Source organism: Vibrio thalassae (assembly GCF_900089835.1).
Classification (GTDB): Bacteria; Pseudomonadota; Gammaproteobacteria; order Enterobacterales; family Vibrionaceae; genus Vibrio; species Vibrio thalassae.
The window spans coordinates 1-13,278 of the sequence record NZ_OANU01000009.1 but is presented as its reverse complement, the minus strand read 5'-3'; the positions used below and the strand labels follow the sequence as shown (position 1 = coordinate 13,278).

The 13,278-nt window shown below is 43.7% G+C and carries 11 protein-coding genes, 1 tRNA gene and 2 rRNA genes; 5 read left to right on the top strand and 9 right to left on the bottom strand.

Features of this window, described 5'->3' with window-relative positions; all coding sequences use genetic code 11:
- Nucleotide 1 precedes the first annotated feature (1 nt).
- Together gspD and gspC are read right to left on the bottom strand one after the other, a co-directional pair.
- Nucleotides 2-2,029, bottom strand: coding sequence for a type II secretion system secretin GspD (gene gspD, locus VTH8203_RS05060; protein ID WP_096992684.1), 2,028 nt, complete (start codon nt 2,027-2,029; stop codon nt 2-4).
- A 31-nt stretch (nt 2,030-2,060) separates the two neighbouring features.
- Complete coding sequence (gene gspC, locus VTH8203_RS05055) at nt 2,061-2,999, bottom strand: type II secretion system protein GspC (RefSeq protein WP_370739201.1); 939 nt, start codon at nt 2,997-2,999, stop codon at nt 2,061-2,063.
- A 289-nt stretch (nt 3,000-3,288) separates the two neighbouring features.
- Here gspC and hslR point away from each other — a divergent pair, with 289 nt between their 5' ends.
- The 4 genes from hslR (at nt 3,289) to VTH8203_RS05035 (ending at nt 8,560) form a co-directional block, all read left to right on the top strand.
- A complete protein-coding gene (gene hslR, locus VTH8203_RS05050; protein WP_096992683.1) occupies nt 3,289-3,675 on the top strand; it encodes a ribosome-associated heat shock protein Hsp15 in 387 nt (128 codons plus the stop codon).
- Nucleotides 3,676-3,690: 15 nt separating this feature from the next.
- Nucleotides 3,691-4,566: an Hsp33 family molecular chaperone HslO gene (gene hslO / locus VTH8203_RS05045; RefSeq protein WP_096992682.1), complete on the top strand. Its 876-nt coding sequence runs from the start codon at nt 3,691-3,693 to the stop codon at nt 4,564-4,566.
- A 348-nt stretch (nt 4,567-4,914) separates the two neighbouring features.
- Nucleotides 4,915-6,543, top strand: a complete 1,629-nt coding sequence (gene pckA / locus VTH8203_RS05040) for a phosphoenolpyruvate carboxykinase (ATP) (RefSeq protein ID WP_096992681.1) — start codon at nt 4,915-4,917, stop codon at nt 6,541-6,543.
- Between the two features lie 109 nt (nt 6,544-6,652).
- Nucleotides 6,653-8,560 carry an AsmA family protein gene (locus tag VTH8203_RS05035; protein ID WP_096992680.1) on the top strand — a complete coding sequence of 636 codons (1,908 nt, stop codon included), beginning with the start codon at nt 6,653-6,655 and terminating at the stop codon, nt 8,558-8,560.
- Between the two features lie 22 nt (nt 8,561-8,582).
- Here the strand turns inward: VTH8203_RS05035 and VTH8203_RS05030 are convergent, their stop codons facing one another.
- The 4 genes from VTH8203_RS05030 to VTH8203_RS05015 are packed head-to-tail and all read right to left on the bottom strand — an operon-like array spanning nt 8,583 to nt 11,466.
- On the bottom strand, nt 8,583-9,503 hold the full coding sequence (locus VTH8203_RS05030) for a bifunctional GNAT family N-acetyltransferase/hotdog fold thioesterase (RefSeq protein WP_096992679.1): 921 nt from the start codon (nt 9,501-9,503) through the stop codon (nt 8,583-8,585).
- Nucleotides 9,504-9,540: 37 nt separating this feature from the next.
- Nucleotides 9,541-9,975 (bottom strand): D-aminoacyl-tRNA deacylase, encoded by a 435-nt coding sequence (gene dtd / locus VTH8203_RS05025; protein ID WP_096992678.1) that lies wholly within the window; start codon nt 9,973-9,975, stop codon nt 9,541-9,543.
- Nucleotides 9,947-10,894 (bottom strand): virulence factor BrkB family protein, encoded by a 948-nt coding sequence (locus tag VTH8203_RS05020; protein WP_096992677.1) that lies wholly within the window; start codon nt 10,892-10,894, stop codon nt 9,947-9,949. Before VTH8203_RS05020 ends, dtd begins: the two co-directional genes overlap by 29 nt.
- A 14-nt stretch (nt 10,895-10,908) precedes the next feature.
- Nucleotides 10,909-11,466 carry an AAA family ATPase gene (locus tag VTH8203_RS05015; RefSeq protein WP_096992676.1) on the bottom strand — a complete coding sequence of 186 codons (558 nt, stop codon included), beginning with the start codon at nt 11,464-11,466 and terminating at the stop codon, nt 10,909-10,911.
- Nucleotides 11,467-11,658: 192 nt separating this feature from the next.
- On the opposite strand from VTH8203_RS05015, the gene VTH8203_RS24345 reads away from it, so the two are divergent.
- Nucleotides 11,659-12,694, top strand: a protein-coding gene (locus tag VTH8203_RS24345) for an IS630 family transposase (protein WP_101913383.1) whose coding sequence is annotated in 2 segments (ribosomal slippage) — nt 11,659-12,117 and nt 12,119-12,694 — 1,035 coding nt in all. Because the reading frame shifts where the segments join, the coding sequence is not laid out codon by codon here.
- A 74-nt stretch (nt 12,695-12,768) separates the two neighbouring features.
- Here VTH8203_RS24345 and rrf (VTH8203_RS05000) read toward each other — a convergent pair.
- The 3 genes from rrf (VTH8203_RS05000) to rrf (VTH8203_RS04990) all read right to left on the bottom strand — a co-directional run bounded on the left by rrf (VTH8203_RS05000) (nt 12,769) and on the right by rrf (VTH8203_RS04990) (nt 13,187).
- Nucleotides 12,769-12,884 (bottom strand): 5S ribosomal RNA (rrf, locus tag VTH8203_RS05000).
- A gap of 48 nt (nt 12,885-12,932) precedes the next feature.
- Nucleotides 12,933-13,008: transfer RNA gene (locus VTH8203_RS04995), tRNA-Thr, on the bottom strand.
- A 63-nt stretch (nt 13,009-13,071) separates the two neighbouring features.
- Nucleotides 13,072-13,187 (bottom strand): 5S ribosomal RNA (gene rrf / locus VTH8203_RS04990).
- Nucleotides 13,188-13,278: the final 91 nt, after the last annotated feature.

The window sequence follows — 13,278 nt, the reverse complement described above, 5'->3', positions numbered from 1 at the left end:
ATTACTTCGCTTCTATCTGCTCAAAGAATGCTTGAATTTCAGATGGATAGCGCGTGGTATTTTTATACTCCGGCAATATTGGTATGTGCGCATTGTCCATCAGAGTCAAGCCTTTATCCGCTTTGAATAGCTGCTCAGCTCGAATATAGTTGTATTTACGCTGAGTAATACCATCAGACGTCATACCATCGCGGATAATTGTCGGTTTAATAAACACCATTAGGTTCTTTTTCTCAACCGTTGTACTGGTGGAGGTAAATAAACGGCCTAGATATGGGATATCGCCAAGGAAAGGGACCTTCGACTCACTTTCAGCAGCACGTTCATCAATCAAACCACCCAATACCAGCATTTGACCATCTTGGATCATCACTGATGTGTTGAGCTGTCGTTTGGCAAAGCGTACGTCAACTGCACCGTTTGCGCCAAGCACGTTCGACACTTCCTGCTCAATAGTGAGCTGAACCGAGTTACCTTCGTTGATTTGCGGGATCACTTTAAGCTTGATACCCACCTCTTTACGATCAACCGTCTGGAATGGGTTGGAGTTATTTGAACCTGCAGTAGCACCCGTCAATACTGGCACTTCTTCACCAACGATAAACGAGGCTTCTCCGTTATCCATCACTGTAATGCTAGGAGAAGATAAAATATTGGAGTTAGACGTACTGGAAACCGCAGTGATAAGCGCAGTCCAATCACCCAACGCAATGCCGACTGCCGCTCCTTGCACGCCACCAAGTGCTTGCGCTAGTTTGGTGTAGTCACCGGTAGTTTTCGTTTCGACGTTATACGGTGTACCATCCGGCCTATATCGAGTTTCCGTTGTGACCTTATCTTTAGCTTCCTCTCTACCTAGCATGACACTACCGATAGAAGCTCCCGTATTAGAGAACTGAACCATACTACCTGATGAGACATCTCCCCATTGCACGCCAAGGTTGGCGCCATCAACGTCAGCCAATTCTACGATCAGTGCCTCAATAAGAACTTGAGCACGACGAATGTCCAACTGCTGAATGATCTCAAGTAACGCCTTCATGATGTCTGGCGGCGCGGTAATCACGAGCGCGTTAGTATCAGGGTGAGCACTTATCATTACTTCTGACCCTGCTGCTACCGCCTGCTTCGATCCACCTTGCTTCTCTTTCTGAAGATTTTCCGAGACCCCTTTGAGTACCTCTACCAGTTCTTCAGCTTTGGCATACCTTAAATATTGAACTCGGTTATTACCTTTCGTGGCCATTTCGGTATCTAACTGCCTAATCAAACGACGCAAGCGTTCTCGGACCTTTGGGTCACCGGAAATGAGTATTGAGTTAGTGCGCTCATCAGCCACCAGCTTAGGTTGCAAAAATGCCGGCGTGCTTTTCGCCTCTGTCGTTTTGTTCAACGCATCTATAATGCGAACCATTTCCGAGGCCGACGCATTTTTAAGCGCTACCACTTCAACATCTTTGTCCCCAGCTTGGTCTACTCGACGAATAATATCGGTAAGTCGGTTAACAACGGCTGATCGTCCAGTGATTAAAATAATATTAGCCGGATCATAATGAACCACATTGCCTGCTCCGGCATTATCGTTTAGCTGACGCAACAGCGGAGAAAGCTCTCTTACCGACACATTTTTAACCGTAACGACACGTGTCACGACATCGTCTCCGTTAGCAGTTATCGTGTCCGAATCTCCTACTACCGGGATAGCTGACGTTTTCGCATCTTTAGCCTTGATGACCTTTAAGATACCGTTATCCATCTCTACAACGGCAAAACCGTACACCTCTAAGACGTTAAGGAAAAAGCTGTAATACTGCTCCTCATTCAAAACATCATAGCTACGCACATCCACCTTTCCTCGCACGGAAGGGTCAACAATAATAGTTTTGTCCAGATTTCGTCCGACGATATTAATAAACTCATTAAGATCCGTTCCCTTGAAACTGGCACTGAATTCATTGGCTGATACCGCTGGCGTAGCCAATAGGCTTCCCATCAATAACCAGGTAGTTGCTTTGAGCCAACTTTTCACATGGTGCTCCCTTGTAATACCTTATGCATAACTAAAACTGAATGAATATGTCATGTTGTTGCCCGCCACGCTCTACCGTTAGATTAAGTTCGGTAAGCTCTGAAATAGACTGATAGATTTTTCCCATAGCGGCTGGGTCGGTGAGATCGGCACCATTGAGCGCCACTGCAATATCACCACTTTGCAATCCAACGGCATTAAACAATTCTGGATCGCGCCCTGGGCTGACTCGATAACCTTTCACCTGACCATCCCTTTTAACTTGGGAAAGTCGAACATACTGAAAAATGCTTTGAGGATTCTGAGTAATCGTTCTGCGAATCGCTGCCAGTTTTTCCTCTGAATTAATGGGATTGTTTCCGGTGATGTTAGACGCAGCGACTTGTGGTGCTGTTTTTAACTCGGGCTTTTCAAATTTTAAACCTTCCAACATCACGGTTTCATCAGTTCCAGAGTTAGAAATTATAATTCGATCGATCATCACTGCACTCAACGTGGCTCGAGTACCTTCGATCTGCTCTCCAACACCATAGGTCCCTTGTTTACCACGATGAGCGACCACGGCTAGGCTTGAATTAGGGTTGCTGCTCACAACTGAGCCTACTAAAGTGACATTCAAACGTGTTTTTGGCGCCTCTTTTACGGCTTTTACGACTGGTGGTGCTTTCACCACTTTTTTTTCACGACTGTACTGCCCAAAAATATTGGCTTTGTTGATGTCTGAAGAGTGTAAATCATTCGACTGAACTTGCGAAGGGTTGTTCACGGCAACGGGAGCAACCCATCGGCTCACAGAGTGCGTCTGCGGAAAAATCTGCCACAATAAAATCCCAGCAATCCAAGCAGACACCGCTAGCATGACCAAAGTGAGCATTACGCTGATTTGAGCTTGATATTGCAGGCAACGACGTAAAAATGAAGTTGAAGAAGTGCTGTTGATACTCGTAGCCGATAAAGATATTCCTTTCACTCTCCTGATTTCCTGCCTTGCTTAACGTCTAATGAGGGTATAATTGATTGTAATTGCTAACTTATCAATAATCATTTTTTATATGGGTGACAATCTAACTATAGCATATCTATTTTGACAGTAGTGCAATCCGGAAAATGGGGTTGAAATAATTAGATCTGAACTCCATTTAAGCAACTATTATCATTATAAACACATCAGAAGTTCGCCAGACTTGTCAGTTAATACCGGCCGCTATCGGCGATTCTGTACTAACACTCTGATACTGAGTTAGATAATAGGATTCACCATGAGTTCCGAAGAAAAAGTCGTTCGTCTAGATAAATGGCTGTGGGCTGCTCGATTCTATAAGACGAGGAGCATTGCTCGCAACATGGTCGATGGTGGCAAAGTCCACTATAATGGACAACGCTCTAAACCAAGCAAAATTGTAGAATTGGGTGCTGTCATTGCCCTGAGACAAGGCAATGAAGAAAAGACGGTGACCATCGAACGCATTTCCGATCAACGCAGAGGGGCACCGGAAGCGCAAACTCTCTACTCTGAAACATCTGAGAGTATTGCAAAAAGAGAAGACAACGCTCTGCGCAGAAAGCTAAATGCTCACAACCCAAGCCCTGAACGCCGACCTGATAAAAAACAGCGTCGCGACATTATTAAGTTTAAACATCAATAAGCTGGAGTTTCCTAAATGGCTAACAACACATTAAATCGCTACCTCTTTGAAGAGCTATCAGTGCGCGGAGAACTTGTGCAACTAGATAGTGCCTATCAGGAGATACTGTCCAGCAAAGATTATCCAGCGCCAATTCAAAAGCTTTTGGGTGAGCTACTTGTCGCAACAAGCTTGCTAACTGCTACGCTGAAGTTTGAAGGCTCTATCACCATGCAATTACAAGGTGATGGTCCTGTCTCACTTGCAGTGATTAATGGTGATCACAACCAAAAACTACGCGGAGTCGCTCGCTGGGAAGGTGACCTTGCTGACGATGCATCCATCCATGACATGATGGGTAAAGGATACTTAGTGATCACAATTACTCCAGACCACGGTGAACGTTACCAAGGTGTTGTTGGATTGGAAGGTGACAGTTTATCTGAAGTATTAGAAGGCTACTTCGAGCGTTCTGAGCAACTGAAAACACGTTTGTGGATCCGTACTGGCGATGTCGAAGGCAACAAACACGCTGCCGGCATGCTTTTACAGGTAATGCCAGATGGCACTGGTACTCCAGAAGATTTCGAACACCTAGAACAGCTAACCAACACCGTTAAAGATGAGGAGCTGTTTGGTCTAGAGGCCAATGAGCTGCTTTACCGTTTGTATAACCAAGACAAAGTGAAACTTTTTGAGCCTAAAGACGTTGAATTTTTCTGCGGCTGTTCACGTGAGCGCAGCGGGGCTGCAATTATCACCGTCTCCCAAGAAGAAATTTTCGATATTTTAGCGCAAGATGGTGCCGTAGCTCTTCATTGTGATTATTGCGGAACCACCTACTCTTTTGATGAGCCGGAAATCAAAGCACTTTACGCAGACGCAGAGTCGGATAACAAGACTATCCACTAACTTTTAGCGTGCAAAAATGCATAAAAGCCAGATCATATGTGATCTGGCTTTTTTTGTTCGTTTTATTTAACAAAAGTGCAAATTATTAATGCAAATGCACTAACAAAAGACGTAAATCATGTGTTACATTTGATCTAACGCAAAGCTTTGCATTAGGGAGAATTCGCCTAATTTCAATATGTGACAAAACGCTTAAAACCATCAATAACTGATGAATAATTTTTGAACTATATCCCTGTTTTCTCAGGTCGCGGTTGCTAGCATGGAGTTCAAAATAAAAAACAATAATAAATAACGAATTACAAAAAAATTTTTAAAATCCCTACAAAAATCCAATAAGGAGCACCTATGACCGTTATGGACATTAATAAGGCTGCACAAATCGATCTAACCAAGTACGGAATCACTGGCGTAACTGACATTGTACGCAACCCAAGCTACGAACAGTTATTTGAAGAGGAAACTCGCGAAGGTCTAGAAGGCTACGAGAAAGGCGTAGTCACTGAGCTTGGCGCCGTTGCTGTAGATACGGGTATCTTTACTGGTCGCTCACCAAAAGACAAATTTATCGTTAAAGATGATACCACCCGAGATACAATGTGGTGGACATCCGATAAAGTAAAAAATGACAACAAACCTATGTCTAAAGAGGCATGGGATGACCTAAAACAACTCGTTACGGGTCAACTTTCCAATAAACGCCTTTTTGTCATCGACGGCTATTGCGGTGCGAACCCAGATACTCGACTCTGCATTCGTATTATCACGGAAGTGGCATGGCAAGCTCACTTCGTTAAGAACATGTTTATTCGCCCATCAGAAGAAGAACTTGCTACATTTGAGCCAGACTTCGTCGTAATGAATGGTGCAAAATGCACTAACCAAAAATGGGAAGAGCATGGGCTAAACTCTGAAAACTTCACTGTCTTCAACTTAACAGAAAGAATGCAGCTTATCGGTGGTACGTGGTACGGCGGCGAAATGAAGAAAGGCATGTTCGCAATGATGAACTACTTCCTTCCTCTCAAAGATATCGCTTCAATGCACTGCTCTGCAAACATGGGTGAAGACGGTGATGTAGCTGTATTCTTCGGTCTGTCTGGTACAGGTAAAACGACCCTATCAACCGATCCAAAACGTGCGCTGATCGGCGACGATGAGCACGGCTGGGATGATGACGGTATTTTCAACTACGAAGGTGGTTGTTACGCGAAAACCATCAACCTTTCAAAAGAAGCTGAGCCAGACATCTACAACGCGATTCGTCGAGATGCACTATTAGAGAACGTCACTGTTCGTAACGATGGCTCAATTGACTTTGATGATGGCTCGAAGACAGAGAACACTCGTGTCTCGTACCCACTTCACCATATCGAAAATATCGTCAAGCCGGTATCGAAAGGTGGTCATGCTAACAAGGTAATTTTCTTGTCAGCAGATGCATTCGGCGTGCTTCCTCCAGTGTCGAAGCTAACACCAGAGCAAACTAAGTACCACTTCCTTTCAGGCTTTACAGCGAAGCTAGCTGGTACTGAGCGTGGCATTACAGAGCCAACACCAACATTCTCAGCATGTTTTGGGGCTGCGTTCCTAACGCTACACCCAACGAAATACGCTGAGGTTCTAGTGAAGCGTATGGAAGCGGCAGGCGCAGAAGCTTATCTGGTGAATACAGGTTGGAACGGTAGTGGTAAACGTATCTCTATTCAAGATACTCGCGGCATCATTGATGCGATCCTAGATGGCTCTATTGAGCATGCTGAAACGAAGACCATTCCAGTGTTTAATCTAGAAGTACCAACTTCGCTTCCAGGTGTTGACTCAACCATTCTAGACCCACGAGATACCTATGTGGATCCACTACAATGGGAAAGCAAAGCTGAAGATTTAGCGAAACGTTTCATCACTAACTTTGATAAATACACAGATAACGCAGAAGGTAAATCCTTGGTCGCTGCGGGCCCTCAACTGGACTAATTGTTAGCTAAACGTTCAATTTTTTAACTCTAGCCCCTCTTTTTGAGGGGCTTTTTAGTGTTATTCAGGCTAAATTATTGTTTATGTTAGAAGGTAGGAAAATAACTTCGTGATAAGAAAGATAATTGCGCTTTGGGTAGCAGTGCTTGCGCTTGGCTTACTTTCAGTTTTGATCGTTTTTGGTGCTTTGCATACCCAGTATGCCAAGCCAATTATTACCTATGCTTTACAAAAAACATTGGATATTAAGGTGGATAGCGAGACCATAAGCTACCACTACCCGAATAGAATTGATTTTTTGAATGCTCGCTTTTCAAAGACTGAGCTCCAACCCATTAGTGTCAACAAACTGTCGGTTTGGTTTTCGTTACCAACATCGACGTCACAACTACTGAATATTAACGAGTTGTTTGTTAGTGGCGCTAATCTATCAGAGCTACCATTAGACTTCGATTCTTTGGCCGGTTACCAGATCAACAATATCGCCCTAGATCATGTGGATTATTCTGGACATAATGTGATCGTCAACGATCTTCAGCTCCAACTTAGAAACCTTAAGATTGGTGTATCCATTGAAAAAACTAAGGCAGATTTTCAAGTTCGGGCCTCTCAGCTCTACTATCAAGGTCAAGCTATCGATGCTCTTCTTGTGGATGGCTCTATGGCAGGTAGCGACTCGACAATCTACGGCGCCTCATTCTCCTGGCAAGATGCACAGATCACGACTCAAGCACAAATAGAGAATGGCCGTTGGTCTTTAGTCAATGCCACTATCAATAAGCTAAAGATAGACGTCTCCGAACTCAATAAAGGGCTATTAAGCACAGTGACTTCTGTCGTTGGTCATATCAACAGTTTAGATGTTTTGAACGCCGACATTACCTATCAAGGAGCACATGCCGAAAACGTCAGTGCCTCATTAGAAAATATCGATCTTACTCGTTCGATATGGACTCAAAAGCAAGCCTATCTGTCACTTGATGCCGATAAACTGCAATGGCAACAATTTGATTTTATTGAGCCAACTTTAGAACTGAGCGTTTCGCCAAATAGACTCGATATCAAAGATCTCGACACCAACCTAGAACAGGGACGAATTCAAATTGCAGGCACATTGACCCCAAATTCAATTGCCTTGAACAAGGTCGATTTAGACGGAATCAAGTATTACCAAGAGCAGCTAGGTCACTCTTTAACGGATCTGTTTACTCACTTACACCTCAGCGATCTTCGACAATTCTCTATCGATTCGCTGAATATAAATCGCAGTCAATGGATTCAACTTGCTCGCAAGCCTTATTGGCAAGTCACAGGTCTCAATCTACAGGCGGAAGATCTACTTATCAAAAAAGATTATCGTTGGGGATTTTGGCAAGGAAATGCGATTGCTTCGATCAATAGTGCCAGTATCGACAGCACTGTCGCTACTCAAGTGGCACTAGAAACAAAAAGTACCCATGGAAAATGGCAGCTCAGCCGGTTATTTATCCCCTATGATCAGGGCTATATCAGTGCCTCCGCAGAGCTGAACTTTGCTGCGCCAAGCCAGCCTTTACAAATTAGTGCTGAAGCGTATTCAGCCCCCGTCGAGCTACTCAACTACTTGACGGACAACAAAAAAATACAAATCTCTGGTCGCGCCGATATGGCATTATCAATCAATGCTCTTACCGCTGATAAGTTATCGCTACAGCACACTTTATCAGGCTCTCTCGAGGCTAATTTCTACAATACGCAGTTCAGCACTGATGAATCGGATCCTACTGATATATCCATATCACCACTTAAGCTAAACGCAGATAGGGGGCAATTAACCCTTGCTTCGCTAGAAGTATCAAGCCAAGAATGGAATGGACAAGCAGAAAGCGCTATTGACTTGAGAAACGATCCACTGAGCTCCCTGCAATTAATGCTCAATTCCGAGTGTGGTTCGTACTATAAGATTGAATTGCTGACTGGTCATATCGAGTTTAAAGAGGGAGCATGTACCAATCAAGAATCGCAGCAGGTCCAATAATAACCAGCTGCGATTAAGATGATTATGTAGAGAGCAACGTATCTTTGTAGTTTGGCAGCAACATATACGTGCCGACAAACTCCACAGCAGGCACATCGCCACTGTAGATAGTTACGTTGATGATAATGCGCGCCTTTCTTCCCATTGCCAAGCGGTCAAGGTCTCCACTGATACCATCTAGCGAGGTTACGGAAACCGGGCTCGCTTCTACTGGATGACGATAACGAATACGGCTGTCTGCCAGCACTATATCTGCATGTAGGCCACGCTCGCGCATCAATAGCCATGTCATCCCCCATCCTGTTAATGTGGCAAGAGTAAAGGCTGAGCCAGCAAACATCGTATTATGAGGATTGAGGTTTGGATTTAGTTGAGCACCACATTCAAAACGATAACCAGTGTATTGGTTAATCTTGATGCCCATTTTGTCACTGATAGGTATTTGTTGTTCCCAACGTTCTTGCAGCTCAGCACACCATTCCGGTCTTCTTAACACCTTAGCTAAAGGGTCAAGCTGTTTTACCATTTGTTGATGGCGCACAGGACCTTTCTGATCATTGAGCTCTCCTTGGCTAGTAAATCCATTTTTTTCGTAAAATGAAATCGCATCTTCACGAGCATTACAAACCAGACGCTTCACCCCTTCTTGACGGGCAAAAGATTCCAATGCCACTAGAACAAGAGAACCCATCCCTTTATCACGGCGATTACTTTTTACTGCCATATAACGAATTTGGCCTTCGTTATCTGGGGTAATGTATAAACGACCGATAGCCATAGGTCTTCCTCGCCCATCCACTATCATGCGATGATGACTCATCTCATCGTATTCGTCACGCTCAGAACCGAAAGGTAATCGCCATGGCTCTCTTAGCATCTGCCATCTAAATTGGTAGTACTTAGCTAACTGGTTGTCAGTTTTTGGAGTAATAAGCTTAAACATAGATATCCTTTCGCATGCAAACTAATGCTCTACTCGATTACACTTGTAGCCAGAAGGTCACAGGGCCATCATTAATTAATGACACCTTCATATCTGCGGCAAAGCGACCACGCTCAGTCGGTAAAACTTCGGAACAGTGATCGGCAAAGTAATCATAGAGACGTTCAGCATCAGTAGGATAAGCTCCGCGCGAAAAGCCAGCCCTTGTTCCTTTTTTGGTATCCGCAGGCAAGGTAAATTGCGATACGACTAAAACACTCCCGCCAACTTGTTTGACGTTGAGATTCATCTTCCCATTCTCGTCTTCAAACACACGGTAGGTGGTTACTCGCTCGACTAAACGTTTCGCTTTCGCTTCGTCATCGTCTTTTTCAACACCAAGTAGCACTAATAAACCTTTGTCGATCTTCCCGACGATTTCGCCATCTACGGTTACCGACGACTCACTGACTCTTTGAATTAGTGCTATCACTTATGCTTTCCTTGTTATCACGCTTTTCAATCATAGCTTCAGATTGTAACACGCTCGAATCGGGTAGCCAGTGTTCTTTCTCTCCCATCGCCGCGGTGAATTCAGCCCCAATTAATACAATAAACCAACACAAATAAATCCATAAAAACAAAATAGGAATGGCGGCTAATGCCCCGTAGATAAGTTGGTAGGAAGGGAATTGCGTAATGTAATAAGCAAAGCCCTTTTTACTAATTTCAAAAAGTACAGTAGCGACAATAGAGCCAACAAGTGCGTGACTAAAACGTACTTTCTTATTTGGGACCAGCATATAAAGGCCGATAAAGGCAAAAAAAGCCATGATTGCTGGTAACCATGCGATAAACAAACTAAAAGCACCACTAACGACATCGTGCTCCAGAGCTTTTAAAGACGTCACATAGGAAGTGCCTACAATACTCGCACCAATTAAAATAGGTCCAAGAGTCAGAATCATCCAATACATCGAGAAGGAGAAAACTCTACGGCGCTTAACTTTCACACGCCAGATATAATTAAGATTACTATCGATATTAGAAATCAGCATGAGCGCAGCAACAAATAAGAACGCACTACCTATTGCCGTCATCTTACCGGTATTCGAGACAAACTCGACTAGCGCAGAGTACACCGCATCTCCAGCGGCAGGGACAAAATGTCTGATAATAAAGTCTTGAAGTACTTCCCCGGTGTTTGAAAACACAGGAAATGAAGACAACACCGAGAGCAGCACCGTTAAAAGAGGGACGATAGATAACAAAGTGATATAGGCAAGGTAGCCTGCATTAACATTAATTCTATCGTGAGACATTCTTTGCGCTAAGTAGCGAGAGAAGTTTAAAGTTTCTTGTCCTATAAATAACAGCTTACTGATAACCACGTCTGAGCCTTTGATTTGCATCTAACTATTCCTTGCTATGCCATTAGGCCTAAATGAGCGTAAGACTCGGTCAAGACAAAATCAACCCTCTGATCTAGGTGCGAAAAAGGCACTGTGATACAACGATATCCTAAGGATTGATATTGCTTTATCAATTGTCGATGAATCTGTAACGCCTCTTCAAACGGATATGGGCGAACTTCATCTTGAACATATGTCTCGATATTAGGTTCACAGGTAAAGACTATACTCTGATATCCGGTTTTAGCTTGCTCTAGTACTTCTGATGGTACTTGCTCATTACCGAAGTTCAGATAAGCACATATATCAGGAATAGCTCGGTCCAAAAAGCTCAGCGATTCACTGCTTGAAGCCTTATGCTTTTGACGCATCATCTCAATAAAGCATAGCTCAGCAAAAGCGGCCAATTGATTCCAAGGAAGTATCCCATCCTCTTGTTTCGATTGCTCTTCAATGAGCATTCTAGGCACTTCTGAAAACGTCACACAATGATGAGCAGCTAAGGCATCAAGCAAGGTCGTCTTACCTGCTCCTGGTCCACCCGTGATAATGAAAGGACTATATCGTTCCATCGTAATACTGCTAGTAAACAAACAAAGATAATAACGAGTCTAACACTGTTTTGATTTGAGAAAAGGTTACTGTTTAAGACGAGAAGTGTGAAACGCCCCAGCAAATACTGAGGCGTGGAAATAAAGCTTATACCAATCTAAGTAAAAATATGATCTAATTGATGCTATTACTTTTGCGAAAAAACGGATGCTATGGACAGCCTCGATAACATTGACTTTAAAAAGCTCGCTAGCCAACAAAAATCTATCCAGATGAAGATGCGATTACTTGCGTTGTCCCACTTTAAAGATGGTCATTCTCGCACCCAAATTGCCAAGTTCCTTAAAGTCAGTAGAACCAGTGTCAACAAATGGGTACAAACTTTCCTTGAGGACGGGCTTGATGGGTTGCAAGAAAAACCAAGAACGGGTCGGCCTGCTTTCCTTAATCCTCAACAACGTGAGCAATTAAGCCTATACATAAAGAATCGAGCAGAGGATTCATCAAGGGGTAGATTAACTGGTGCTGACATTCATACCTATATCGCCGAAGAGTTTGGTAAGTACTACCACCCAGATTCTATTTATTATTTGCTCAATCATATGGGCTTTTCTTGGATAACCTCCCGCTCCAAGCACCCTAAACAATCCCAACAAATCCAAGACGATTTTAAAAAAATTCAAAATCGAAACGATCCTTAAGATCCACGGACATATGGGACTTGAGAGAGTTGATGTTTGGTTTCAAGATGAAGCAAGATTTGGCCAGCAAAATACGACAACTCGACTTTGGGCTGAACGTGGTTCAAGGCCTAGAGCGGTAAAACAACAGCAATTTGAGTATGCTTATTTGTTTGGCTCAGTATACCCCACTAGAGAGCTCGGAGAAGCAATGGTAGTTCCTTGGGTTAACAAAGAGATTATGGTTGAACACCTTAAGCAGATCGCCGCAGTCACCGAAAAGGGACGTCATGCCGTCGTCATTATGGATGGCGCAGGATGGCACACCGAAGATATTGCTGATGAATTTCAGAACATCAGTGTCATCAAGCTCCCACCCTATTCTCCGGAGCTAAACCCCATAGAACAAGTATGGAGTTGGTTGAGACAACACTATCTCGCCAATCAGTCTTTTTCGGATTACGAAGATATCGTCTCTAAAGTGTGTAGCGCATGGAATAGTTTTTTGGAGTGCTCCACTAGAGTCTCCAAGATGTGTTCGAGACGATGGATAGAGCTGACCAGTTAATTTTCCAGATTAGTATTAGAAGACATTTCTTAGATACGAAAACGCCCCAGCAAATGCTGAGGCGTGGAAATAAAGCTTGGCGATGTCCTACTCTCACATGGGGAAACCCCACACTACCATCGGCGCTATTGCGTTTCACTTCTGAGTTCGACATGGAATCAGGTGGGTCCACAATGCTATGGTCGCCAAACAACATCTTGCTTGGGTGCATCTCGCGCTGCAAGATGACTCTAAATACTGGTGCTGATACCCAGACTCGAACTGGGGACCTCATCCTTACCAAGGATGCGCTCTACCACCTGAGCTATATCAGCATAGTGGTTGTCTTTAAGGACTAAAAAAGCCCGTCTTTTAAAACGGGCTCTTTAAAATTTAAAGCCTGGCGATGTCCTACTCTCACATGGGGAAGCCCCACACTACCATCGGCGCTATTGCGTTTCACTTCTGAGTTCGGCATGGAATCAGGTGGGTCCACAACGCTATGGTCGCCAAGCAAATTCTGCTTTTACTTTCAGCTTTTATTAAAAACTGAAGGCAAAAAATCTGGAAAACTGATTTTAAAAGTCTAAATACACATTCAAAGT